The 26,378-nt window shown below is 60.3% G+C and carries 19 protein-coding genes; 2 read left to right on the top strand and 17 right to left on the bottom strand.

The window, feature by feature from the left end; translation table 11 throughout:
* Nucleotides 1–4 precede the first annotated feature (4 nt).
* From E6C55_RS02265 to E6C55_RS02310, 10 genes are all read right to left on the bottom strand, one after another.
* A complete protein-coding gene (locus E6C55_RS02265) occupies nucleotides 5–1,450 on the bottom strand; it encodes a polysaccharide deacetylase family protein (RefSeq protein ID WP_136368149.1) in 1,446 nt (481 codons plus the stop codon).
* Nucleotides 1,451–1,743: 293 nt separating this feature from the next.
* Nucleotides 1,744–2,697 (bottom strand): alpha/beta hydrolase, encoded by a 954-nt coding sequence (locus E6C55_RS02270; protein WP_136368150.1) that lies wholly within the window; start codon nucleotides 2,695–2,697, stop codon nucleotides 1,744–1,746.
* A 74-nt stretch (nucleotides 2,698–2,771) separates the two neighbouring features.
* Nucleotides 2,772–4,802 carry an elongation factor G gene (locus E6C55_RS02275; protein WP_136368151.1) on the bottom strand — a complete coding sequence of 677 codons (2,031 nt, stop codon included), beginning with the start codon at nucleotides 4,800–4,802 and terminating at the stop codon, nucleotides 2,772–2,774.
* A gap of 66 nt (nucleotides 4,803–4,868) precedes the next feature.
* Nucleotides 4,869–6,035, bottom strand: coding sequence for an acyl-CoA dehydrogenase family protein (locus E6C55_RS02280; RefSeq protein WP_230986485.1), 1,167 nt, complete (start codon nucleotides 6,033–6,035; stop codon nucleotides 4,869–4,871).
* Nucleotides 6,036–6,597: 562 nt separating this feature from the next.
* Entirely contained in the window at nucleotides 6,598–7,770 is a 1,173-nt protein-coding gene (locus tag E6C55_RS35175; protein ID WP_136368152.1) for a response regulator, read from the bottom strand.
* Complete coding sequence (locus E6C55_RS02290) at nucleotides 7,767–10,862, bottom strand: hybrid sensor histidine kinase/response regulator (RefSeq protein ID WP_136368153.1); 3,096 nt, start codon at nucleotides 10,860–10,862, stop codon at nucleotides 7,767–7,769. The genes E6C55_RS35175 and E6C55_RS02290 overlap by 4 nt, the downstream gene beginning before the upstream one ends.
* Nucleotides 10,863–11,032: 170 nt before the next feature.
* Nucleotides 11,033–11,689, bottom strand: a complete 657-nt coding sequence (locus E6C55_RS02295; RefSeq protein ID WP_136368154.1) for a nitroreductase family protein — start codon at nucleotides 11,687–11,689, stop codon at nucleotides 11,033–11,035.
* Between the two features lie 170 nt (nucleotides 11,690–11,859).
* A complete protein-coding gene (locus E6C55_RS02300) occupies nucleotides 11,860–14,154 on the bottom strand; it encodes an alpha/beta hydrolase (protein ID WP_136368155.1) in 2,295 nt (764 codons plus the stop codon).
* A gap of 112 nt (nucleotides 14,155–14,266) precedes the next feature.
* On the bottom strand, nucleotides 14,267–15,538 hold the full coding sequence (locus E6C55_RS02305) for a DUF3900 domain-containing protein (RefSeq protein WP_136368156.1): 1,272 nt from the start codon (nucleotides 15,536–15,538) through the stop codon (nucleotides 14,267–14,269).
* A 215-nt stretch (nucleotides 15,539–15,753) separates the two neighbouring features.
* The gene (locus E6C55_RS02310; RefSeq protein WP_136368278.1) at nucleotides 15,754–16,044 is read right to left on the bottom strand and encodes an alpha/beta-type small acid-soluble spore protein; all 291 of its coding nucleotides are present in this window, start codon (nucleotides 16,042–16,044) and stop codon (nucleotides 15,754–15,756) included.
* Between the two features lie 350 nt (nucleotides 16,045–16,394).
* Between E6C55_RS02310 and E6C55_RS02315 the strand changes: the two genes are divergently transcribed.
* Entirely contained in the window at nucleotides 16,395–17,279 is an 885-nt protein-coding gene (locus tag E6C55_RS02315) for a transposase (RefSeq protein ID WP_136368157.1), read from the top strand.
* On the opposite strand, the gene E6C55_RS02320 is transcribed toward E6C55_RS02315, so the two are convergent.
* From E6C55_RS02320 to E6C55_RS33565, 6 genes are all read right to left on the bottom strand, one after another.
* A complete protein-coding gene (locus E6C55_RS02320) occupies nucleotides 17,263–17,562 on the bottom strand; it encodes a hypothetical protein (RefSeq protein WP_136368158.1) in 300 nt (99 codons plus the stop codon). The genes E6C55_RS02315 and E6C55_RS02320 overlap by 17 nt on opposite strands.
* Before the next feature lie 645 nt (nucleotides 17,563–18,207).
* Entirely contained in the window at nucleotides 18,208–18,594 is a 387-nt protein-coding gene (locus tag E6C55_RS02325; protein WP_136368159.1) for a response regulator, read from the bottom strand.
* Nucleotides 18,595–18,688: 94 nt separating this feature from the next.
* On the bottom strand, nucleotides 18,689–20,404 hold the full coding sequence (locus tag E6C55_RS02330; protein WP_136368160.1) for a hybrid sensor histidine kinase/response regulator: 1,716 nt from the start codon (nucleotides 20,402–20,404) through the stop codon (nucleotides 18,689–18,691).
* Between the two features lie 38 nt (nucleotides 20,405–20,442).
* Nucleotides 20,443–21,486, bottom strand: a complete 1,044-nt coding sequence (locus tag E6C55_RS02335) for an HD domain-containing phosphohydrolase (RefSeq protein ID WP_136368161.1) — start codon at nucleotides 21,484–21,486, stop codon at nucleotides 20,443–20,445.
* Between the two features lie 209 nt (nucleotides 21,487–21,695).
* Complete coding sequence (locus E6C55_RS02340; RefSeq protein ID WP_136368162.1) at nucleotides 21,696–22,328, bottom strand: NAD(P)-dependent oxidoreductase; 633 nt, start codon at nucleotides 22,326–22,328, stop codon at nucleotides 21,696–21,698.
* A gap of 147 nt (nucleotides 22,329–22,475) precedes the next feature.
* Nucleotides 22,476–22,649 carry a hypothetical protein gene (locus E6C55_RS33565; RefSeq protein WP_168735408.1) on the bottom strand — a complete coding sequence of 58 codons (174 nt, stop codon included), beginning with the start codon at nucleotides 22,647–22,649 and terminating at the stop codon, nucleotides 22,476–22,478.
* A 188-nt stretch (nucleotides 22,650–22,837) separates the two neighbouring features.
* Here E6C55_RS33565 and E6C55_RS02345 point away from each other — a divergent pair, with 188 nt between their 5' ends.
* A complete protein-coding gene (locus E6C55_RS02345; protein WP_230986486.1) occupies nucleotides 22,838–25,153 on the top strand; it encodes an ATP-binding protein in 2,316 nt (771 codons plus the stop codon).
* 139 nt (nucleotides 25,154–25,292) lie between these two features.
* On the opposite strand, the gene E6C55_RS02350 is transcribed toward E6C55_RS02345, so the two are convergent.
* Entirely contained in the window at nucleotides 25,293–26,285 is a 993-nt protein-coding gene (locus E6C55_RS02350) for a DUF1861 family protein (protein ID WP_136368163.1), read from the bottom strand.
* Nucleotides 26,286–26,378: the final 93 nt, after the last annotated feature.

Raw genomic sequence — 26,378 nt, forward strand, 5'->3', positions numbered from 1 at the left:
GCCTTTATGGCTCGAGTCCGATCATATGCGACATAGTATCGAAGGTGTAGCCTTGCTCCTGCAATCGTTCCAGGATGACCGGGAGAGCCTCCAAGGTATGAATGTCGTCCAGCATGTGAAGCAGGATGACACTGCCCGGGCCGGTCTGCTTCATGACGGAGTTCACGATGTCTTCGGCGCTGTTGGAGGAATCCCAGTCGAGCGCGGTGACGTCGTACAGCGCGATATCGGGCAAGCCGACCGCCGCGATGACCTTCGCCGTATAATCGTCGACTTCTCCGGTCGGCGGCCGGAACAGCATCGTCGGTTGCTCCTGAATGGCCTCCGTAATCACTTGGTGAGCCTTGACGAGATCTTGCTGCAGCTCTTCCGCCGTCAGGGAGGTGACAACCGGGTGAGAGTACGAATGATTGGCCACATCGTGCCCCTTCTCGAGAATCGCCCTCGCCAGGTTGGGATTCCCCTCGACGCCCTTGGCCCGGACGAAGAACGTCGCCTTAACGCGGTATTGATCCAAGATCCGCAGAATCCGGTTGATCGTATAATCCGTTCCCCAGTCATCGAACGTCAGCGCAACGACCTTCTTGCCTCCCGTATCCGCCTTGTCGATCATCCGATACCGGGCATCCTTGTAATTCTCGTTCATCTGCACCGCGTCATACCCGGGGATCTGCTCGAGCGGCTTGCGCTCTCCTCCTTGACCGACAAGCTCGTCCAGCCGGACCAGCCGATAGCCTACGTCCTCCGCTGCCTTGGCGATCAGCGGAATCACGTCGACGACGGCCTTGAATTCCTCCGTGTCGATCGCGACGACCCCTCCGCGGGTCATGTATTTGCGAAGATACAAATACTTCTCCTGCTCGCTCTCCTCCTGCCAATTGTGCAGGAAGAGGCTGTAGACGACGACCGCCTCCATCCCTTCCTGAGCGGCCGCCAGCCGCACGTCGTCGGTGTAGTCGCCCGACTTCGTGCGAAGATACTTCGGAGCGATGCCGGTCTGCTCTTCGATTACCCGATTGGCGAGATGAATCTCCTTGTACGTCTGCTCGTAGCTGAGCCTCGTCATGTCCGAACGGCTGAGCGTGTTGTTCTCGATCTCGTGCCCGCGGCTGGCAATCTCGTTCACGAGGTCCGGCTCCTCCGCCGCCCTCATGCCCGGAATAAAGAAGGTCGCTTGGATCTTATACCGATCGAGCTCGTCGAGCAGCTCCCTCATCGTGTCCGCGTCGCTCAGGCCGTTGAAGGTCAAAGCGACCTCCTCTGCCGTCGTGTAGACGAATGGAATCGCCCTACTCGGCTCGCCTTCGTACTTAACGATCTCCGCGCTTGCCCCGGCCGTTGGCAAATCCTCGTTCCCGGAATCTCCGCCCCCGAACGGACCGCACCCTGCCGAAGCCGCAAGCAGCAGGAGAGCGATCGGCAGCAAGAGCCGTCTCCATCGTGTCTTCATCGTTCCTACCTCGATAAATGCATAATTTTTAACAGATTTATAAGTCAAATTCCGCTTGATTTCGACAGAATTAGGAATACTCTGAACACTACTCTTCCTGCCAAAAGGATGCAAGCGGTACATGTTGGATTTTTTCACATGATCATTATACGGGGCCTTCCTGAACATAAACTGAAAATCGCCGCCCCAAGACGCGCCAACAGCCCTGGAGAGGAACGATTCCCCCAGGGCTCTCTTGCACACTTCATTGCACACTTCCTTGCACAGTAACGGAATTTGGCCGAACCGCTCGTTTAAGCCCTCCGAGCTTGCCCGCCGAAGGCAGCCTGCACGAAACGGTTCACGGAAGCGAGATACCCTGCCGGATCGACCAGAATCGAGGTGCCGTGGCGCGCTTCGGGCACGATAAGCTTCTCCTTCTCGCCCCGGATCGCTGCGAACAGTTCATCCGCCATCCAGGTCGGGACGAACGTGTCCTTGCCTCCGTGAATAAGCAGAATCGGCTTGCAGCAGTTCCGCAGTTGGCGAAGCGCCGAGGCTTCCCCGAAGAAGTACCCGGCCCGTAGCTTGCAGATGAGGCTCGTGATCGGCAGCAAGGGGAACGCGGGCAGCTTGAACATCATCTTCAACTGATACGCGAGAATGCCGCTTACCGACGTGTACGCGCAGTCCGAGATCAGGCATTTGACCTGCGGCGGAAGAGCTTCGCCGCTCGTCATGAGCACGGTGCCTCCTCCCATGGATACCCCGTGCAGAACGATCCGCACCTCGTCGCCGAGCCGCCTTACCAGATATTCGGCCCAGCGGACGTAATCCTTCCGGTCATGCCAGCCGAAGCCGATGTAGTGCCCTCCGCTGCGGCCGTGTCCGCGGTTGTCCGGCATCAGCACGTGGAAGCCGTGCTCCCGATAATACCGGGCGAACACCGCCATGTCCTCCCCCTTGCCGGAGTACCCGTGCGCAAGAATGACGGCGTCGCGGCTCTCCCGCTCCGGGCTCAAATAATGAGCCTTCAACGGCAAGCCGTCATCCGAGACGATGTCCGCTTCCTCGAACGACTGCGACCGGAACCATTCCTTGACGTCCCGAAGCGTCGAATCGTCCACTTGAGGCATGTTCCGGTCGGTGGAGAGGAACGCCTTGCGGTTGCGATGGATGGCCAGCCGGTACAGGCTCCAGCAGAACAGAACGAGCAGCGCGGCCATGGCCATGAAGCCGACGAGCAGGATCGTCCACCCTTTAGACATCTGCTCTCCCCCTCCGAACGTCATCTCCGTGCCCCTTAGTTTGACTCGTCTCGGGCGGATCATGCGTGCCTTCCTTAAGATGAGGTCAACGCATTGCGGGTGGCCAGAATAAACTTCGACTGGTCGAGCGGGTTGATCCCCCTTCGCTTCCGCTCGGCCTGCACGCCTTGAGGGCATTCCTCGTAGCCGGCGAAGAAGGTCGACAGAATACCCCTCCCCTTCGTCATCGAGCCGAGACGCGCCGGCCAATCGAGCGTCGTCGCGACGGGAATCGTGCCCTCCAGCTCCATCCTTCCGTCGTGCAGCACCGGAGAGGCGAACGTCCCGCGCATAATCATCAGCTCGTTCATCACCTTCCCGCCGAATTCCTCGGGCACGGAGAGACGGAAGCGCAGCATCGGCTCCAGCAGCTTCGTGCCGATCCGGGCGAGGCCGTCCATAATGCCCATCGGCGTGGCGACGACGAAGTCGAGCGGATGCGTATGCCAGACGTGGTGCTCGCCTTCCAACAGCGTTACGTTGAGGTCGGTCACCTCCCAGCCCTTCATGCCTTGCTGAAGCGCCTCCGGCACCCTTCGCGCAACCTCGTTCTGGTAGCTCTCCAGCAGGTTCTCCGGCCGCGCGAGAGAACGGTATTGCAGGCCGCTGCCGCGGGGGCCCGGCTCCATCCGGAAGCGGAGAATGGCCCAGCACGGCTTGGGCATCGTATAAGCGACGAAGCCTTCGCCCGCTCCGGCAAGCGTCTCCTTGTAGATGACGGACGGAGCCGCCAGCTCCACGTCGAGGCCGAAGCGGCTTCTCATGACGTGCACAAGCACCTCCATCTGAATCGGTCCCATGACCTTCAGATGAAGCTCCCGCTCGTCCGGCATCCACTGCAGATCGAGCAGCGGGTCCTCGTCCGCCAGCTCCTGGAAGGCGGCGACGACGGCCGGATAATCCGCTTCCGTCTTCCACTTCGCCTGGACGGACAGCAGAGGCACCGCAAGCCGCCGCTCGCCGGGAACCCCCTCCGGGTCGCCGAGAATGTCGCCGATTCGCGCCTGCGCAAGCCCGTATACCGCCGCGATATCCCCTGCACTCAGAACGCCGAGATCCTCCGACCTCCGTCCGTCGACGCGGCGTATTTGCGTGATTTTCTCGGTTGTATCCCTCGTGTCGTTATAGAGGCTGTCCCGGTTGCGAATCGTGCCGCGATACAGGCGAACGTATGCGATCCTGCCCATGGAAGGGTCCCGCTCCAGCTTGAAAACGACACCCGACACGGGAGAGGTCGCTTCTCCCTCTGGAGGAGGAAGCAGCTCCAGCATCGCGTCAAGCAGGCTCTCGATGCCGAGCCCCTTGGCGGACGCGCCGAAGAGGACGGGGAATAGCTCGCCCCGTCGGGAAGCGGAGCGCAGCGCAGCCGCCAGCTCCGCCTCCGTCAGCTCGCCCCTGTCGAAGTACGCCGCCAGCAGCTGCTCGTCGCTCTCTGCAACCGTCTCCTGAAGCACGGTGCGGAACGGCGCTCTCCATTCGGAGCGAGGCTCTGAGACGGAGACGCCGCCGTCGCCCAGCGTATCGGGCAAGAGGCTCTCGGCTCCCGCGAACGCCGCCTCTATCCCGACAGGCGCCTGGATCGGCACCGCCGAACGCGACAGCAGCCTCCGTATCTGGTTCAGCGTCTCGGCGGGGTCCGCTCCTGTTCGATCCATTTTGTTCACGTAGATCAGGGTTGGAATCCCTTGCTCCCGAAGCGCATGCCAGACGACTTCGGTCTGCGCCTGCACGCCCTCCGCCGCAGAGACGATGAGCACCGCCCCGTCCATCACCCGCAGCGACCGCTCGACCTCCGACAGGAAGTCGACGTGCCCGGGGGAATCGACCAGATTGATCGCCGTCCCCTTCCATTCGACTCTCGTCACCGCCGCCCGAACCGAGATTCCGCGCTCCTGCTCCACATCCAGATAATCCGTCTGGGCCGTCCCGTCATCCACGCTGCCGGGCGCCCGGATCTTGCCGGTTATATAGAGAATCCGCTCCGTCGTTGTGGTTTTGCCCGCATCGACATGAGCGAAGATTCCGATATTCCTTAGTCGCCTTGTCTCTCCCTGCACACTGATCATCCCCTGAGGTCTATCGTCGTCATGACCCCATTGTAACCGATGGCCTTCCGCAACTGTCAATTCGGCTCAATCCTTCGATAATAACTGCCGAGCGATAACCGCCTTCTGAATCTCGGACGATCCCTCCTCGAACTTCTGCGCTCTCGCGTCGCGGTAAATCCTCTCAATCTCCATTCCCTTGAAGTAGCTGATCCCTCCATAGATCTGCTGCGCCTTATCCGTCACCCTCTGCAGCATCTCCAGAGCGAACAGCTTCGCCATCGACGCCTGCGCAGGCGTCAGCGTCCCTTCGCACTGCGCCCGTCCGGAATGGAGGCACAACTGCCGGGCCGCTTCAATGTCGGTCGCCATCTCCGCCAGCCACGTCTGCACGATCTGCCTCTGGCTGAGCGGCTTCCCGTAGGTGACCCTCTTGCGGCTGCGCTCGACCGACAGATCAAGGGTCCGCTGCGCCAGCCCGACACACGTCATGCCGACGCTGATCCGACTCGGGTTGAGGAACCCTCCGAGCGCAATGGACAACCCCTGCCCGACCTCTCCGAGCAGGCAGTTCTCGGGCACCCGGCAATCCTTGAAGTACAGATGCGCATGACCCGTTCCGGTCAACCCTTGCGTCGGGGGCATCTTCTTGATAGCGAGACCCGGCGCATCGCTCTTCACCATAAGGGCAATCGTTCCGTCCGAGCCGGGCGCATTCTCCATTCGGGCGATGAGCAGCACATAGTCCGCCGTATCCCCGAAGGTCACCATCCACTTCGCTCCGTTCAGGATAAAGTGCCCGTTCTCCCTCCTGGCCGACGTCCGGATATCCGTTCCCGTGCCCGCCGTCGGCTCCGCCATCGCGAACGCGGCGGTCATCTCCCCCTTAACGAGAGGCTTCATGAGCGCTCGCCTCTGCTCCTGGGAAGCCGCGTAATGAATCGGCCTCCAGATGCCGTTGTGGACATGCACGATCGTTCGGATCGAGCCGTGAAGCTGCGAGAACAGCTCCAGCAGCTCCAAGTATTGAAGGAAGGTAAGCCCCATCCCGCCATATTCCTCCGGAGCGGCCAGCTTCAGATATCCCCGCTCCCTCAGCTCCTCCCGCACCTCGTCCCCGCACTCCCCCGACTCCTCAATCCTCTCGGACAAGCCGCGCGCCGGGCCGTTCACGTAAGCGACAACGTCCTCCTGCAGCTTGCGGTACAACGCTTCGTTCATGCTCGCATTCACCTGATCCTCCCAAGTCATCATGCCTGAAGGACTCCCTTTCTTGTCCAACCGCTTTTAATTCCTTGAAGAGGCTCCCGTTTCCTTCGATGAAAAAAAGGAGCTTTTGTCGAAGGGGGCGACACTTGACTGCGGAGGCGATCAGAGGAGGAGTTGCTCCGAGATATGCGGCGTTAGGCGGGGGCCTCGATGCAGTCAGGGACATGCATTAGGCGTTGATTTTGCTTATGCCTCCTCTCCCCTTCATTCAGGAACGGAGTGCCGCGCCGCCCCTCTTCCATCCCTCATCTCGCCCCGAACCCTCTCCATCCGCACCGAGCTCCCCCCCTCCGTCGCCGATTTTATGTGATTTTTCACATTCATCTCGCTCGGGGCGCTTCGCAGTCTAGTTACCTTCTCCGGCCTACCTCGACGCTTCCCCACCCATGTAAGCCGTCTAGTTACCTTCTCCAGCCTCCCGCACACCGCGTTCGACGTATACAATCGACACACTGCCAAAAAAACCGTCACGGGAGGACACCCCGGACGGTCTTGTCGTTGATATGGTTTTTGTCGAGAGTGCGGTCCAAACTTCAACCTTCAGACCTCAAGGCCGTTCCTTCCGCCGGATCTCGTTGTACAGCTCCACCGTCATCTCGGATGGCTCGATGCCCAGCTCTCCGAACCGCTCCAGCAGGACGTGATAGATTCGGAACACTTCCTCGTGCCTGCCCGATGCGAACTGCGCCCTCATCAACAGCCGGTAGGCTTCCTCGTCGTACGGAGACACGGCAAGATGCTTGAAGATCACGTCCGTCATCTTCAGATAATCCCTGCGCTCCTCGTACTGCGCAGCCAGCTCCATCCGCAGCTCGCCGGCGACCTGCTCGAGCTTCAGCGCGTCCTCCTCGGCCCAGGAGTAGTCCTCATCCTTGAACAGCGTCCCTTGATACAAATCCAGGGCGCTCTCCAGCGCTTCCACCGAGCGGCCGAAGGAGACGGCCTTGAGCTTCTGCGCCCGCCTCTTGAACACCTCGTAGTCCGTCTCGAACAGATCGTCCTTCAAGTGGTACTTCTCGCTCTCGTAGAGCAGCGCGCCGTCGAAGCCAAGCTGCCGGAGGTCCTTCCGCAGGAAGCTCACGCAGGTGTGCAGGTACACTTTGGACTTCTGGTAGTGCTCCTCCGGCCACAGCGCCTCGACGATGACGTCCCGATGAACCCGCTCTCCCTTCCGGAAGGCCAGGAAGGAGAACAGCTCGCGCTCCTTGCCCGTGCGCCACTTCATCCTCATCTTGCGGGAGTTGTGGACGGACACGCCTCCGAGGAAGCAGACGTTCAGTTGCGGCGGGCGCTCAACGGACGACCGAACTTCGAGCTCTTCCGCAGAGGCGGCGATCTCGTCCCGACCGGCGCTCTTCTGAACTTCCTTCTTCACCCGCTGCACCGTCTTCACCAGCCGGTCCATCTCCAGCGGCTTCAGCAAGTAGTCGACGGCATCCTTCTCGAACGCGGAGATCGCATAGCGATCGTATGCGGTCACGAAGACGACCTGAACGTCGATGTTCCCGGCGCCGATTCTCTCGGCGAGCTCGACCCCGTTCATGCCCGGCATCTCGATGTCGGAGAACACGACGTCCGGCCGCAGCCGCTTCAGCTTCTCCAACGCGTCGAAGCCGTTGGTCGCTTCGCCGACGATCTCCACGTCGCCGGTTCTCTCCAGCAGAATTCTTAATATGTTAAGCGCATGCTCTTCATCATCGACCAATAGCGCCCGAATCATCCTGTTCCCCTCCCATGCTGGTCAATCGTCGCGGAAGCTGGAAGCCATAGCGTGACCTTCGTGCCGACATTAGGAGCGCTCTTGACCTCCGGCGGTTGGCCTGACAAGTGAAGAACGCGTCTCTTGATGTTGCGGAAGCCGACCCCGTCGTCCGGCTCTTCGCCATTCAGCAGCTTCTCGACCTCATCGGCCGTCATGCCGATGCCGTTGTCCTCGACCTCGATCCGCACCCGGTCCCCCGAGCGCTCGATCGTCAGCTTCACGGTGCCCCCGTCAACCTTCTTCGCCACGCCATGGCGGATCGCGTTCTCGACCAACGGCTGGATCGTAAGCGGCATAACCCGAACCGAGAGCAGCGTCTCGTCGATCCGGATCTCCAGCTCAAGCCGGCTCCCGAAGCGAGCCTTCTCGATGTCCGCGTAGGCCTTCACAAGCTCGATCTCCTGAGACAGCGATACCCGCTCTCCCCGCCGCTGGTCCTGGTGGAAAATAATCCGCAGATAACGGCTGAGCACCGCAAGCAGTTCGCCCGCCCTCGGGCCGTCCGTGTAACAGAGCGACATAATGGTGCCGAGCGCATTGTACAGGAAGTGCGGCTTGATCTGCGACTGCAGGAACGCCATCTCGCTCTCCGCCGCCTCCTTCGCCAGCCTCTTCATGGCAAGCAGCGTACGGATGCGCACACGAATCTCTCCCGCGTCGAGCGGCTTGACGATGTAGTCGTTGCCGCCGGCGGACAGAACCGCTTCGATATCGGCCGGCGTATTCCTCGCAATCAGCGACAGAATCGGCAGATCGATCGGCGAATGCGTCCGGCGAATCGAGCGGCTGAGCTCGTAGCTCTCGCCATCGCGCATCATGACGTCCAGCAGCAGCAGATCCGGAGGCGGGCTCGACTCCCGGATGGCGGCGAGCGCCTCGGACGCGCTGTGAGCGGTCTCCACCCGGTAGCCTTCGATCGCAAGCAGATTCACGAGAAGCTCCAGGTTCGCCGGCGCCGCCATGATGAGGATTTTCTGATCCTCTCCGCGCCTCCCTTGATCTCCCCGCACTCCTTCATCCGAAGAAGAGGCGATCAGAGCCTCGACGCTCAGCAGTTCTTCCGCATAGGTCGGCTCGTTGGCCGTCTTGTGCGCAGGCAAGGCAATCTCGAAGAAGCTCCCTTCCCCGATCGGATCTTCCTTCCATTCGAGCCGCCCTCCCATGAGCCGGACGAGCTCGCTGGCGATCGACAGGCCGATCCCGATCCCCTCGAGCTCCAGCGGCTGCTCGGACGGCCTGCGGCCCGAAGCGGATTCCACCGTCAGCACAATCTCGTGCTCTCCGTTCCTGCGAGCCCTTGCAAGCAGGCAGGAATGCTCCGTGTGCCGAAGGCTCAGCTCCAGAACATTGGACAACACCTGGAGCAGCCGCCGTTCATCCGCCCACGCCATCGTCGCATCCGGCGCAAGATCGGCTTCCAGCCGAACTCCCTTCTCGCTCGCGAGGAAGCCGTACACGCTGAACAGATTGCTCAGACACGCTTGGAGATCGACGCGCTCCTTCGAGATGACCAAGCGCTCGTCCTTCAGTTGAGCCAGGTCGATGATATCATGGACCATGTTGGACATGCGAAAAGCCATATTGCGAATAAGAAGAAGCTTCTCCCGGGTCCTCTTCGCATTCGGGGTGCGGGCCGGGTCGTCGAGGACGGACTGCGACAGATTAATGATGCCGTTGAGCGGCGTATTGAGCTCGTGGGACGTCTGCAGCAGGAATTCGTCCTTCAGCTCGTCCGAGCGCTTCAACTGACTGGTCAGACTCTCCATGGAAGAGTAGAGTTTAAGGTACCTTCTGGCGACGATCATCAGAGCCAGCACGATAAACAGCAGCACAATTCCGTCGGTAAGCGCCTTCGAGAGAATATTGCTGGTATCCGACACGCTCGCCAGAGTGTTGATCGGGAACAGCACGATGCACAGAATCGCGGTAATGAACAGTTGCATCTCTCTTACGTCGAAGTGCCCGTAGTCCTGCTGACGATATCTCCTAAGCAACATGACAAACAGCAGGATAAAGCATATCGGAAGCAAGGAGACGAATACCTCGAATAGCTGCGAGTAGACCGAATAGGGCAACAGGACAATCGCGATCGTATAGATCATGTACAGTATCGAGATCGAGTAGAACGGCAGCTTCCAGCGGCCCATCTTCAGCAAGCTGTTCGTGTACAGAATTGTGATCGGGAACGTGATCATCAGAGACACGTCCTTCAGCTTCCATAGAAGCTGGAAGGGAGCATTGGGAACCATCTCCAGGAACGCCCGCTGTCCGTTAAGGAAGATCATGGTGCCGAAGATCGCGAAGAAGATGCCGAAGAACAAGAAGCCCTTATTGCGGTTGAAGAAGCCGAACAGCACGATGAAGAAGATGCCGAAGATGAACAGCACAATCACGCCTGCCCATTCCAAGGAGATCTGCGCCTGCCGGTCCCTCACGATGTCGCCGATCTTCCCGAAGGTCAGCGACGTGTACATGCCGCCCCCCTGGTGATACTCGAAGTTGGCCGCCTGGATGACGATCTCGAGCTTGCCGTCAGCCGGGGCCTCGAAGTATATCGTGTAAGGAGAGTTGCCGGGCTTGTAATCCTTCCGGCTCTCGGCGGGAATGCCGGATTGCCCCAGGAGCCGGCCGTTCACATAGAAACGATCCGAGAATCGAATGACCTGCTTCTGAATCGCAAGCTCCTCGTTCAAGTCCGGCCGGAGCAGGACGGTGAGCCGATAGGTGCCGACGCCGATAGCCTCCATGTCCGATGCGTTCCATACGCCGGGAACGTGCTGCAGACGCCCCTCCGGCTCCGTCTTCGCCGACGCGAAGTCCGCCGGCTCAAGCAGCCGATTCGGATAGAACTCCCATTCGCCGTCCAGCGGCAGATTGCCCTGTTGGCTGAAGTTCCAGCCCTGCAGGTCCAACACTCCGTTCACCGCCTGCGGGGCGTTGGAGCGAGGCAGCATCGTCAGAGCCATGATGACGAGGAACGCCGCCACCGCTGCTGCAAGTATCCATTGATATCGATCGATTGTCCTCCGGTTATGTAACAGGTTCCTCACCGCGCCTCTGATCCGGGTTATTCCTTGTCATCCTGACTCCATTGTATACGCAACGGAAGGATGCTGTCTGCGTTTACTCTTATCCTAGCAGGAAGAACTGAACAACCTCTTAACAGGGGGAAAACAAAAACGGCCGATCAGCTCGGCCGTTGCGGGGTTCGGGGGTGGCGTTACTTCAGTTCGTTCCACGAGACGATATCTTCGATCGGCAACCTGGCGGTGAGGCGTCCCGGCGCGTCCGCAGCCGCCTGGCCGACGGAGATCAGCATGACGGGAACGAGGTTCGCCGGAATGCGGAACTCTTCGATCAGCTTCTGCTGGTCGTAGCCTCCCATCGGCACCGTGTCGTAGCCTCTGGCCTTGGCCGACAGCATGATCTGCATGCTGACCAGCGCCCCGTCGATCTGCACGATGCTCTTCATCTTCTCCGCCGGCAGGCCGGAGTAGAGCCGCAGGCTGTTCTCCGTGAACGACTTGGCGAAGTCGGCGGGCATATATCCCTTCCGGACGGACTCTTCGTTGATGCGTCCGATCTCCTTATAGCCCTCCAGGTCGCCAAGGACGACAATCGTCGCGGAAGCGGCCAGCACTTGCTTCTGGTTGTTCGCGATCGGATGAAGCCGCTCCTTCGCCTTCTCGTCGCTGATGACCAGGAACCTCCACGTCTGCGTGTTGCTGCTCGACGGAGCCAGCGACGCTTCCTCGAGAATCTCAAGCAGCTCGCGGTCCGGAATCTTAACCGATGGATCGTAATTGCGCACGGAACGTCTGGCTCTGACAACGGAAGAATAACTTTCGGCGACATCTTGCTCTTGAACGGTACTCATGTACGGCACTCTCCTTTTATCTGTGATAATAATTAGCACAGTATAGCAAACAATATACTGTGTTTATTTACGCACAGTATACGCCAGACGATTTCGTTTTGTCAACGAGCGGGCCGCACGGAGGAGAAGCGAGCCGCGAAGCGCGTCCCCGCTTTCCCCGCGGCCCTTGCTTATTCCGCCATGAAGCCGATATCGTCGAGCAGCACCCGCCCCGATTGTCCTTCGAATTGGAAGGCGATTCGGACAAGCTCGTCTTCATTGACTTCGGCATCGTCCGACTCGAAGAGGTCAAGAGGAAGAAGATACGTCTGGAACGCGGATTCCACCTCCGAAGAGTACTCGCCGTCTCCGATGGATTGCTCCGGCCACCCCAGCCAAGTGAAGGACGTCCGGTACGGCTCTTGAATCGCATAGATCTCGTCCAAGAGCACGCTCGCCGATCGGCCTTCCGTGTCTTCAATCTCGACGGTGACTCCTGCAAGCGATTTGCCGTTCCCGCTGTCGCTGTCCTCTTCCTCGGCCGCATCGTCCAGTTGCCAGCTGAGATCCGCCAGAGAGAAGACCAGCGCCGGGGAGGCGGAGGAACTGTCCGCCGCGCCGGTCATCCCCGGCATTCGGAAGACGCCGTCCGCCTCGATGCTGTAGGAAGCGTTCGGTTCCTCCCAATCGAGAAGAACGCCGCTGTTGCCCTTGCCGCCTCCGCGGCGGTCGACCGCTTCCTCCCGGCGCCAGCTCTCCATCCCTTCCGCTTCCGCCGTCGCTCCCCCATCCAAGCGGCTGTCGGATGCCTCCGCATTCTCATAGCGGGCAATCGGCACGAAGCTCGCGTCCTCGTAGCGATTCCAATACGACGTCTCCGGCAGGATGTCCGCGCCCGAACGATAGTCCGCGAACAGCGGCTTGTAATCCTCTCCGTGGAAGACGGTCTCGAGGAATGCGGACACGTACAGCTTGGCCATCCGCCGTTGCTCTTCTCCGCTCAGCTCCGGCTTCTTGAGGAACAGGCCGACCGGATTGACTTCGTCCCTCGCCCCCCACGTCGTGTTGAATTGGCCGTGGTTCGCTCCTCCGATATAGAGCGAGGTCTTGAAGGCTTCCGATCCGGACGTGAAGGAGGATCGCTCGTACTGCCTCTCGCCGTAGAAGTTGCTCACGTCGCCGTCCTCGGCCCCTTGAAGGGTCATATAGGCAACGTCCGTAAGCCGTGCGTTCTGCCCGTCCACGGCCGTATCCGTCGGAGCGATCGCGACAACCGCCCCTATCCGGTAGGATTCGCGGTCCGGCAGCGACTTATCCTCGGAGAACCAGACGTCCGGGTCCGCCGCCATCGCGACGGCTTGCCCGCCGCGGGAATGCCCGATCAGCGCAATGCGGTCGAAGTCGATCGCGCCGTAGAAGGCGCTGGAAGAATCCGCGGCGAACCGCTCCAACTGGCCGATGTGCTGCAGCAGCAGCCAGGCCCGAAGCTTCATGTCCTCGTCCGGGATGCCCCTCCATACCGAATAATTCAGGAAGTTCTCGTCGACGGAGACGGCGAGGAAGCCGCGGCTTGCCAGCAGCTCTCCCAGGTACGCGTAGCCCTCGTCGGAGTAATCCTCCATCAGGTGATTCCCGTGAACGATCAGCACAAGCGGCCAGGGCCCTTCCCCTTCCGGCATCCACACCCGGCCGTTCAGCGGCAGCGCGCTCTCGTCGAAGCCCCAGAACCGCTGGCGCAGCCAGGACCAATCGCTCGTATAGGCGGACGCGTCGGCGGACTCCGAGACGAGCTCGGCAGCCGCGCCGAATTCCGCGCGATGCTTGTCCACTCCGCTCCCGTAGGTGAAGGAGCGATAAACATAAGACCCCGGCAACGAAGGATCGGCCGCGGTCAAGGGCAGGATCGCTTCTCCGAGCTCCGCCGGCGGGAGCGATGCCTCGCCGTTCGCTTCGAACAGGCGGGAATCGACGGTAAGCAGAGCGATGACGCCGGCGGAGAACAGCACGGCGATAACGGCTGCCAGCTTCGTTCGCCAGACGAACCGGCGGCTCGCCAGCACGCCGGTCAGCCACCCTCCGCCCGCTCCGATTCCGGTGAGCAGGCAAGCCAGCCCTATCGCGAAGGGGACGGAGATCTCCCCGAAGGCGAAGAGGATGGACAGCGCCGCTATTGTGTATATGGACGCCCCGACAAAGAGCGACGGAACCGCGCGGCGAATCCAGCTCAGCAGCCACGCGACGAAGAGAGTCGACAGCAGCAACGCCGCCACATTGAGCAGGATCGCCGCCGAGACGTCGAAGGCTGTGCCGAAGCCCGTCGGCGCGCCGGGCGCGCTCAACGCGGCCATCGCCGTGCTGACGATCCAGATGCCTCCGGCCGCCACTCTCCATAGTCCTTCTTCGAACCGAAGTCCGGGAAGCAATCGGCGGCGCACCCGCATCTGCGGCCGGACGACAACCGTCTCGCGGTTCATCTCTATATTCATGCAGCATTCGCCTCGTTCATATGACGTGAATAATGACGCGACTCAAATTATACCCCTTCCGCCGCGTCGCTCCCACCCCTAAATGCTGGCTCGCTTGCCGCCTCTCTCCCGTCTACTCATACCGCTCCTTCTGCATCCGGCCGGCGGTGTGTTTATAATGCATCCGCTCGAGCACACTCTCGATCTCGTCGGGATGCAGCAGCTCGATCGGAGAGATGCCCTTGTCGAACTGGAACGAGTCCCCTTCGATCAGGACAATGTAGCGGCCGTTCATTCGCGCGATGTGGATGTTCTCGCCGTACTCAGCCATCTTCGCTTTGATCGTCACGTCGTCCAGCTTGAACTTCAGATCCAGCTCCGGCTGGTGCTCCAGAAGATGAGTCGTCGCCTGCACAACGTCGTCGTGCGTCCACTTCTCCTGAAGCTGGCGCTTGTCTGCCGCCGCCCATACCTCGAGCTGCGATTCCTCGCGTTGCCGGTTCATCTGCCAGCCCGGCGTCGCCTCGTTGTGGCGATTGACCGGCGTCCACTCCTCCGCCGGAATCGGCTGCTCCGCCGTCAGCGGATCGTCCAGCAGCTCGGCCAGCGCGTTCGCCGCCTGCTCCCTTGCCGCCTGCTCTTCCGCCGCCGCAGAGACGGCGACCGAGGCCTGCCCGTAAGCGTCGCCGCCCTGCCACTTCGTTTCCATGTATTGTTGAACAAGTCCCAGCACCTGATCGGTCACGATCTCCGGCTTCGACTTCTCATACGACACGTACTTCAGGAAATCCTCGAAGTAGCGGGCGTGGGAGGCTTGGTGGATTTTCAACTCGCAGGGTTCGAGCATTCCTTCCTCCGGCATGTGCGGATACTGGATCGACTTGATGTTCCGCGCGCTGATCGCCATCTCGACCCGGGAGATCAGGCTCTTCTCGTCCGCGATGCGGGCGATCTTCGATTCGAAGTCGCACTTGAGCAGGAACACGAACGGATCGTCGAACAGCTCGTTCAGCTTGGCGAGTGCCACGATGAACGCCCCTCCGCGCACGGAGCTGGTGTCCATATACGTCCGCAGAACATCGTCGCACGCATAATGGAATTGGCTCTTGTCCTTCGCGGTACGAAGCTTCTGGAACAGGTTGTAATTCGGATTCGTATCCAACTCATAGCCCGGCTCGACAAGGAAGCGGCCGATCTTCGTCGGGGCGTTCTCCGTGTTCGCGTTCACCTCGGCCTTGCGCTTGCCGATTCGGGTGAACTCGCTGTCGAGGAACTCGCTGATCTCGCTGTCTTCGTAAGCGAAGTGGTCGAGCGTCTGGTAATGCTTGTACCTCTTGGTCGGGTCCTGCTCGGTGCTGTCGGCCTGGATGACGAAGAATGACAAATATTGAATGGAGAATCTCATCTGCTTGGGCGACTCCTTCTCTGTTCGCGGATTGCTTGGTCTAGCATTCATTTTACCATCCAAGGGGCGATTTGCGACTCCGTAAAAAAAATCCCGTCAAGAAGCACCCGCGGCAGCCTTGCCGCTCGACGCTTCCTGACGGGACTTGGACTTGCGCAGATGAACGCCAGGATAGAGAACTTGCGGGATCGGAGTCGGCGCTTGTTCGGAAGCTGCTAGCTCTCCCCCTGCTCGCGCGACAGCTTCTCCTGCGCCATCCGGATCATCTCCCGGACCATGCTGCCGCCAATCCGTCCGCCGACATGACCGACCGCTTCGGTCGTCAGCTTGCCGTTATCCCCTTGCGTCAGGGGGACGCCAAGCGACTCCGCAACCTCGTACTTCACATCGTCCGGCCGCGACGGGTCGACGGCGAAGCCCTCTCTGCGCATCACATCCGCCTTCAACGTTCGCAGCGCCTGCTCCGCCCCGTCCACGACAGGACGCCTGTTGCCTCTTCTAGACATCTCTTCCCGTTCAGCTCCTTCGGAATGGATGATGGTATCGACGACGGACCCGCCGCCCGCTTCCATTGATTGTGCCCCTACCTGCGGCGAATATGCGAGTGCGGGCATCCTCCCTCTCGCCGAACGTTATCTCTCCTACCCCTCGCAAAATTAATTCCATATTATTACATTCACCATGGACGCTATCCCCCTTCTGCGCATTATGCCTCTTCTCCCCTTGGATCAGGAACCTCTTTATCCCCGGATCGCAGCCTCCGCGCGTCAACATTTTTTGACAAATCCTCTTGCATTTATTCCAGAAAATGCTACAATAAAAGAGAACATTCGTTCTGTTATGTGGAGGTGCGACCATGCTCGAGAGCTATGCGGAGTTTCTGGCGAAGCAAGGCGGCGAAGACGCTTGCGTGGCGTATTTCTACCACTGCCGGTGGCCTGACGGGTATCGTTGCCCGCTCTGCGGCCATCGGGAGGCGTATACGATCGCCACTCGCCGTCGGCCTCTATATGAATGCGCGCGCTGCCGCTACCAGGCTTCCGTTACTTCCGGCACTTGCATGGAAGGCACGCGGACCTCGCTGTCGAAGTGGCTGTTTACTATAGAACGCATGAGCGATCCGTCCTCCGGCATCAACGCCGCGCAGCTTGCGAAGCAGATCGGCGTCACCTACAAAACGGCTCATGCCATGATGAATAAGATTCGCGCGAGTCTTCTGCTTGAGCATGACGGAGCGGAGCGGCTGAGCGGGCGCGTGGAAGCCGGCTTATCGATCTACGGCCCTTCCCTGCCGTCCCTCTTCGAGCTGAACGAGCAGGAGCAGCCGGTTGCCGCCGCGATGGAGATCGATGAAGCCGGTCAACCTGTGCGATGGAGTTGGATGGTGCTTGAACGCGAACAGATGCACGGCGGTTCTCTCACGAAGGAGGCTCGCCAGCTCGTCAAGCGCGAACGCTTCGCTTCCGATCCCGTCAGCCAGGCGAACGACGTGCATCGCTCCTGGCTGCTGACCGTTCGCCATTGCCGGACGATGGTCCCAATCCTTCGCACGGAGTTCAAGCGAATTCGCACAACCTATCGCGGCATCGGAGCCAGCTCGCTACCCAAGTACCTGGCCGAGGCTTCCTTCCGGTGGAACGCTTGGCAGAATGGCGGCGACTGCGTTCGGTTGATGGTGCAGGCCTGCCAGGCTTTCCGACACGTGCAGCGCTCCCCAGCCGGTCTCAGGTCGGCCTGTTAACCCTGCTCGCAGTGCAGAAGCCGCCGCCCGACCGCCACATGCCTCGACCATCGCCGTGCCTCGACCCTTCCGTGCCCGACCATCGCCACCGCCTGACCGCCGCCGGTGTCGCCGCCGATGTCCCCTGCCCCTCGTTGCTCACCCTGTACACCGCGCAGGAAGCCCCGTCTTCGCGCAGCGCACGACGCAGATGCCCCTTCTTGCAGCGCACGATGCAGGCGCTCTTTCTGGCAGCAATCCAGATGGCCGTCCGCGGCGTGATTTTCATATCAATTGGATACAATCTATGCCCGTCATTCTCCCGCTTGCCTGATCGGATTTCCGCCTTCGAGATCGAACTGTTCGTCGCCGTGACCTCTCCGCGTCCAGCTCTGCCATTGAGGTTAAGCTGTCTCTGTTTCTGTTCTCCGTTTCTGTTCTCAGTACTCCTCTCAGGCTTAGTACGTCCAGTCCCCGATTCAGCCTTCCCTATCCTGATCGAATGGGAGAAGAGACATAGTATCGACAGAGGGGATATCAAGCTGTTCTCTGTCCTCTGTTCTCCTCTTCGGTTCAGTACGCCCCTCGCTTCGGCTCATCCCCTTCCTGATCGAATGGGAGAAGAGGAATAATGTCGGCAGAGGGGATAGGGTGCTGGGAGGTGAGACGACTTTGTTGGGTTTGTTGGGGGAGTGTGGTGAAAGCGCAGAACTTCAGAATATTGGTTGGTTTTGCGTGGAAGCGTTACGTTGTAGGCTTTATAGCGTGACGCGGATCGGCGGGGCGGTTTGGTGTGGATCGGGGCGCGCGGGCGGAGACGGCAGCCTTCTTCGTGTGCGCAGCGCCGAACCCGGCACGTTGTACGGTACGCTCACTCCGCCGCCCGCTCCGACGCCAAGCCGACGCGATGAACACGCGAACATACCGGCGCGCCGGTACGCCAGGCGGCCTACGCCTGCGCTTCCCCGCCGCCAAATCCCAAGTGCTGCTCGATCTTCCCTAGCAGGCGCAGCCACTCTACCGGCTTCGTATCGAAGTCGTCGCAGCCGGCCTCCAGCGCCTTCTCGCGATCGCTCGTCATGGCGTGGGCGGTCAGCGCGATGACCGGGATCGCCTTCGTCGCCTCGTCCGCCTTCAATGTACGGGTCGCGGCCCAGCCGTCGAGAATCGGGAGGCTCATGTCCATCAGAATGAGGTCCGGAGCCTCCGACCTCGCGGCCGACACGCCCTGCTCCCCGTCAACAGCCATGATCACCTCGAAGCCTTTCCTTTGCAGCCGGCGCGACAGCATGTCGCGATTCAATTCGTTATCTTCCACCAGCAGAATCTTTGCCATTCTGTCCGTTCCTCCGCTCTTCTGTGCTACGTTAGCTACGTTATGGTCTAACCGATTCGCACGTCCAGCTCAGCCTGCCGCCACGCTCCTGGCTCTACTGCCCGGTCCGGCTCATCAAGCAGCGAATCTCCTCCAGCAGCAGTTCCCGGCGGAAGCTACCCTTCTGAAGAATCTGCTCCACAAGCCCGTTCAGCCGCTGGCGGTCTTCCTCCGTAATATCCTTGGCCGTCAGAACGATGATCGGCAGCTCTCCGCAGCCGCGCTCCTTGCGCTCGCGGAGCTCCTTCGCGAATTCGAAGCCGTCCATGTTCGGCATCATCAGGTCCAGCAGGATCAGCTTCGGGTCCAGCGTCTCCAGCAGATCGAGCGCCTTCCGGCCGTCTTCCGCCCGATAGGCCCGATAGCCTTCCCGCTCCAGCATGTACGTCATCATCTGGCCGGTCGGCGTGTCGTCCTCGATGACGAGGATCGGGTCGACATGCCGCTGGGGCACATGCTTGTCCAGAATCTGAATCATCCGCTCCTTGTACACCGGCTTCGTCACAAAATCCGCAGCGCCAAGAGCGTAACCCAGGCCCTTCTCATCCGTCATCGAGATCATGATAACCGGAATCGAAGCGGTCAGCGGGTCGTTCTTCAGCTCGGCAAGCACGCTCCAGCCGTCCATTCCCGGCATCAGCACATCGAGCGAGATCAGTCTCGGCCGCAGCTCGCGCGCCAGACGAATGCCTTCCTGGCCGTTGCGGGCGAGCGCAACCGAGCAGCCCTCCTTGCTGAGCAGACGCGACATGAGCTGCAGCATCGTCGGATCGTCGTCGATCACGAGCACCGTATCGACCGAAGACTTGTCGGGCATCCGCCCGATCGGCAAGGCAGCGTTATCCGCGCTCAAGCCCGCATCCTCCGGCGGCAACAGCGGCAGCGTTGCCGTGAACGTGCTGCCTTCCCCGTAGATGCTGTCCGCTTCGATTCGCCCGCCCAGCATGTGGCACAGCTTCTGGCTGATCGCAAGCCCCAGTCCCGTGCCTCCGTACTTCTTCGTCGTAGAAGAGTCGGCCTGCCTGAACGCTTGGAACAGGCTTCCCACCTGCTCCTCCGTCATGCCGATTCCCGAATCCTTCACGCGGAACTGCACGATCGGCTGCCCGAGCTCTTCTGCGAATGCGGCAGTGAACTCGACCTCGCCTGTGTCCGTGAACTTGCTCGCATTGCTGAGCAGGTTAAACAAAACCTGTCTCAGCTTGGTCACGTCCGTCCGCAACTCTCCGGCTTGCACCTCTACCTTCAGACGGTTGCCCCGCTGCTCGAACAGCGGCGTGATCGTCGTGACGACGTCCTGCACCAGAAGAGACAGATCGCTGGTCTCCAGATAGAGGTCCATCTTGCCGGCCTCGATCTTGGACAGGTCCAGAATGTCGTTGATGAGCGTCAGCAGATGCTTGCCCGCCTGATGGATCTTGCCCAGATCGTCCGCGATGCCGAGAACGTCGGCTTCCTCGGCCTCTTCCTTCAACATCTCGCTGTATCCGATAATGGCGTTCAACGGAGTGCGAAGCTCATGGCTCATGTTCGCCAGGAACTGGCTCTTGGCCCGATTCGCTTCGACCGCCTCGTCCCGCGCCTTGGCGAGATCCGACGTCCGCTCGCTCACGATCTCGTCCAGCCGTTCGTTCAGGCGCCCCAGATCCCGGACAAGCCGCCCGTTCTCCTCCGTCTTCCGCTCCGCCAGCCGCTCGGCCTCGAGCCGGGCCTGCTTCTCCCGCTCCAGCTCCAACCGCAGCGCCTCGAGCTCCGCCCGTTCGCTCCCCATCCGCTTCACCCCTTCTTGATTCCCTAGGAGGCTCCCGGTTATCCGGCTTCCTCTTCCCGTCCCATGATCCGCATGAACGCATCGACCACGTCGGGATCGAAGTGCTGCCCTCTCTGAACCTCGATCTCGGCGAGAGCTTCCTCGCGAGTCCAAGCCCGCTTGTACGGCCGTTCGTTCGTCAAGGCGTCGTAGAAGTCTGCAAGCGCAACGATTCTCCCGGCGAGCGGAATCTCCTCCCGCTGCAGTCCCTTCGGGTAACCCATCCCGTTCCACTTCTCGTGATGCGTCTCCGCAATCGTGCCGGCGAGCTGAAGCACCGCGAATACGCTCCCTTCGAGAATGCTCGCTCCGATCACCGTGTGCTTCTTCATCTGCTCCATCTCTTCCGGCGTGAATCGTCCCGGCTTCAGCAGAATGCTGTCCGGAATGCCGATCTTGCCGATATCGTGCAGCGGCGTCGCCTGCCGGATAAGGCGGGATTCCTCCTCGGGAAGCCCCAATTCCTTCGCCAGCTCATACGCCATTCGCCCGACGCGCTGCGTGTGCTGGCCGGTCTCGTCGTCGCGGTACTCGGACGTTCGGCCGAGCAGCTCCAGAATCTCATGCTTCGCGTGCTCCAGCTCGGCCGTTCGCTCGCCGATCCTCTCCTCCAGAAGATGGTTCTGCTCCTGCAATTGCAGATGATAATACCGGGTCTTCAGCAGATTATCGATCCGGAGCACAACCTCGAGCTTGTCCAGCGGCTTCGTTACGAAGTCGTGGGCCCCCAGATGCAGGGCTTCCGCCTTCGCCTCGGCGGTGACGTCGGCCGTCAGCACGACGATCGGCAGGAATTCTCCTCTGACGATCCTCGTGCCAAGCTGCTTGAGCAGAGTAAACCCGTCGATTCCCGGCATGTGCAGATCCAGCAGGATCATGTCCGGCCGCTCTTGCTCGAACAGATTCATCAGCTCTCCGGGATCGGTCGTGCTGCGCAGGTTCTCGAAGCCGGTGCGACGCAGAATTCGATTGAGCAGACTGATGTTATACTCCTGATCGTCCACGATCAGGAACTTGGCGCTAGTTCTCCATACTCGATCCATCTCCGAAGCTCCATTCCATAATCATCCTTTATAGGAATGATTATAAGCGATTCGGATTGGTTAATGAATGCACATTCTGTTGAAAAATGGGCGGGACACTCAACTTATAGCGAAAAATGGAGAAATCGCGCACAAGAAGGAGCAGTCGGGCGATCGCACAGCGACCGCGGGACTGCTCCTTCCAAGTTTGTTCCTATGCGACCGCGCGATTATCGCTCGGAGACGACCGTAAAGCGTTCGTTCGCGTGCTCCGGCTTCTCGATCTCGTCGACGATGGCAATCGCATAGTCCTCATAGCTGACGTAGCTGTCGCCCTGCGAATTCACCAGAAGCCGGTTCTTGCCTTTCCGGTATGAGCCGGTTCTCCGTCCCAACGCGAACTCAGCGGATGGGCTGACGAACGTCCACTTCACGCCGCCCGTCGCTTGCAGGTCGTCCAGCGTCTGACCTTGGGTCTGCGCCAAGGGGCGGAACATCTCCGGGAACTCCGGTGTCGTGAACAGCTTCACCGTCTCCTCCGGATCGACATACAGGCTGCCGGCTCCGCCAACGACAATAAGCCGCGTATCGCTGCCCTTCAGGATGTCGATCAGATGCTTGCCTCCCGTCACGTTCAGCTCCGGATTGTGGAAGAAGCCGGCCGCGTTGACGACGACATCGAAGGCCGCCAGATCGGCCGAAGTGAGCTCGAACAGCTCCTTGGCGAGAACGCCGGACGCTTCCGCAGGAGCCTTCGACGCCTCGCGGACGATTGCCGTCACCTCATGCCCGCGGCTCGCCGCCTCCTTCACAATGTTGCTGCCCGCTTTGCCGTTCGCTCCGATAACTCCGATTTTCGCCATGTATCGTTCCTCCTGTATATCGATTGTCACTACCTGTAACTATAATAGTTACATTATGAACTATTGTCAAACGGCTCCGTTAGATTGCCCCCGGAAATAAAAAACTCCCCATCCGATTCCCAGAGGAATGGACGGGGAGTGCCGCCGTTAGAGCCAAATAAGCAACGCCGCCGATGCGACCAGTGCAACTGCATTCGCCACGATAAAGAACCACTTCGTCACCTTGCGGCTCCACTTCTCGGTGTCCGTTAAGAGCTGATAACCTACAATGCCGTTCAATGCGGCGAAAATAACAACACATGCGACCAACTCGCCAACCACGCTTCCTGCTCACCGCCTCCGGCGCCGGCTTGAACTGAAGCGCCTGCAGTCAGAATAGCTTCGGCATTCGCCGCCCGTCCATACCCCGAAAGAGATATAACCCGGGACAACCCGGGACTCTTCCAATTGACAGCCTATCGGCGGCGTTGTCTAATTAGGAGAGACGCCGCAGAACCGGAGGCCCACCAGTGACCATCAAAGCCAAGATAGCCGCCTTCATCACTACTTTGGTCGCTATCATTTTATTCTTGAATATATCCATCTATTATTATTCGTCCAAGAACGACCTGGAGCGCCGCACCGAGAACCAGATGGACATCATCGCCAAGCAGATCGGTTCCACGGTCGAGGCGACGCAGGTGTCGCGGAAGTATATGGAGGACTCCGCCGGCGTCATGCTGCGGAACGCGGCTCTGGCCGCGAAGGAGCGGCTGGACCCGAACATCGCCAACATCACCAACGAGGAGCTCGTCCGGCTCAGCGCCGATCTTGGCGTCGACCACCTATCCCTCTGGATTCGCAAGGACGACGGCGACATCGTCATCGCCCGCTCGTCCGATCCGAACGAGCTCGGCCAGAGCTCCCGAACATGGGATTACTGGTTCACCGCCTTCAATCAATTGTTCGACAATCGGGAGGTCACGATCGAACAGGGCGAGAAGCTGCTGAATTACTGGACGGGACCGATCAACTTCTCGACGTCCAGTCCCGACCAAGTGGATAAGTGGGGCTACTACTACGACGGCTCGACCGACTATCTGATCAATCCTTTTATCAACGCCACGCAGTTCCTCGACTTCGAGCGTTCCACGGGAACGGAGGCGGTCATCCTCAAGATTCTCGACGACAATCCGGAAGTGCTGGCCATCACCGGCTTCGATCCGCAGTTCTTCGGGAAGGAGAAGATCATCAAGTACAAGAAGGGCAAGCCCGTCTACAACCTCGACGTGAGGGATGTCGTGTTCGGAAGCTATGACTACCAGGACGAGGAAGATGCCAGCCATATCATGGACGCTTCCTCCTCCAAGCAGATCGTCACCGTCCGCGATTCGTTCGAGGGCGAGAGAATCGTCAAGACCTTCATTCCGATCGATGCGTCAGGCAATCTGGTCGTCGGGATCGTGTCCGACGGGGAAGCGATCCGGCAAGCCTTGAACCACCAGCTCATGATGCAGATCCTCATCTCCGTCGCCCTTGCCGCCGCCGCTCTCTTCGCCAGCTACTTCCTTGCCGGCTTCCTGCTGCTTCCGATCAACCGGATTCTGGAGACGGTCAATGAGATGGCCAAGGGCCGCCTGAACAGTCGGCTGGAGGTTCGCAAGATGGATGAGCTCGGCAAGCTGTCGACGCGAATCAACGCGATGGGCGACAGCCTGGAGCAGCAGACCTCCAGGCTCAAGGAATCCGCCGAAGAGCTGCGCAGCATGAAGCAATACCTGGAATCGTTCGTGAACCAGACGTCCGATGCGATCCATGTCTCCGATCTCGACGGCAACGTGATGCAGGTGAACAAGGCGTTCGAGGCAATCTACGGCTGGAGCGAATCGGAGGTGGCGCACCGCTCGCTCGATAACGTTCCGGCCGAGCAGAGCGGGGAGTTCGAGCGCATCCGCGAGGTTGTCCTTCAAGGCGGAGCGGTCGCGGACTACGAGACGGAACGCTACGCCAAGGACGGAACGCTGCTCGACGTGAGCCTGACCGTCTCTTCCATCCGGGACGAGGAAGACCGGATCATTGCCATCGCGACGATCTCGCGGAACATTACGGAGCGGAAGAAGACGGAGGCGCTGCTGCGGCAATCCGAGAAGCTGGCCGTCGTCGGCCAACTGGCTGCGGGCTTCGCGCACGAGATCCGCAATCCTCTGACGACGCTGAGGGGGTTCGTTCAGCTCTACCAGAAGCAGGGCGAGCTGCAGGCGGTTTATCTGCAGCTCATGATGTCCGAGCTCGATCGCATCAATCATATCGTGAGCGAGCTGTTGATCTTCGCCAAGCCGCAGGCGGTCCGGTTCCAGGATGCCGCCGTGGCCGAGATCGTCCAGGACGTCGTCATGCTGCTTGAGCCCCAAGCGAAGCTGGCGGACATTCAGTTCTCGGTCGACTTCAAGACCGAGCTGCCGATCATTCGCGGCGAGCCGAACCAATTGAAGCAGGTGTTCCTCAACCTGTTCAAGAACGCGATGGAGGCGATGCCGCGCGGAGGGCGGATCTCCGTCGAAGGAGAAGCGCTCCCGGGCGAGCGCGGCGTCGCCGTGCGGGTTCTCGACCAGGGAGAAGGCATTCCGGAGGATGCCCTGAAGCGTCTGGGCGAGCCGTTCTATTCGACCAAGCCGTCCGGCAACGGCCTCGGCCTCATGGTCAGCCAGCAGATCATCGCCTCCCACAAGGGCAAGATGACGTTCCGCAGCAAGCTCGGCCAAGGCACAATCGTCGAGGTTACGCTTCCGTTGTCCGGCGGCTCGCTCCTGCTGGAGCCGGGGGACGGGGAGACGGCCATTGCTTGAAAAATATAAGCGCGAGACAAAGAGCGGCACAGGGACAACTCTCCCCGATGACGCTCTTTGGGCTGCGAAGAATGGATTCTATTAGGATTTATTGGACCGCAATCGCAATGGCTTCCATTCCTTCGCCGAAGCTCTTCCCCTATCGTGAAGGTGGTCCCTTGTCGGTCGTGCGGCTGACGATTCGCCCGTGAGGCTCGAACGGATTGTCGATGACGATTCGGCCGGCTTCGGTATCGCCTATCCCGCCATACAAGATCGTCTTGCCGTCCGCCCGCAGCTCGATGCCCGCCGCGAACACGCAATCAATCAGGCGCGGCCGCTTCGCCGGGCCTGCAGGATAGCAGGAGCGCGTGGCGATGATGCGGTAATCTGTCCACTCCCTCGAGTCGGGATCAAGCACGAAGGAGACGGCCATGTACGAGAGAATCGGCTCGCCGTCCTCCGATACATTCTTGTAGCCGTGGTGGCCGATGACACCGATCCGCCCGTCATCGAGCAGATAGGCCTGATTGCAGCCGCCCCACTCGTCCTTATCGTATAGCCCCGTCAGGTAAGGGGCTTGCTCGATCGTCTCCGGCGTCAGCTCGTCCAGGCTTCCGAAAACCGTGAAGCCTATCATTGCAAGCGATCCGTAACGGCGGGCGATCTCCAATCCTTTGGGACGGGTGAAGACGCCGATTCGCCCGTCCGCCAGCTCGACGAGCCGGATGTCCTTCATTCCGTCGGGCCCGGTTGCGAAGTAGACCAGGTCTTTCGGGTCCGTCCCGCGATAGAAGTAGGCGTACAGGGTGTCGACCGCTCCTTGCCGGTAACGCACGTGCGTTCCGCCGAGCAGCAGTTCGCCGCCCAAGACCGACACGCAAGGGTCTTCGAGCGGATAGATCATGGAATTCGGGGCCAGTGTCCATTCGTCCTTCCCCGTATTCTCGAACAGCCGGACCCAGGAACGCGCCCATTCTTCGCGGCGTTCCACCCGTCCGAACAGGCACCGGCGGCCATCGGATTCGAACGGTATGGATACATTGTAGACATCGTACCCGTCCACGCCGATAAATCGGAGCTTCTCGCTCTCGTAGACTTGTTTGGTTGCCTCGAAGCGCCGGCGGCGCTCCATTGTGTCGTTCACCTGCATGACAGTCATCTCCCATGGAAGGAATCGAGCGGCGAAGCCCCCCTCGCCGAACCCAGTATAGGACAGACGGACTTGATTCGTCTTGCTCTTCGT

This window comes from Cohnella fermenti, from assembly GCF_004801405.1.
Taxonomy (GTDB): Bacteria; Bacillota; Bacilli; order Paenibacillales; family Paenibacillaceae; genus Cohnella; species Cohnella fermenti.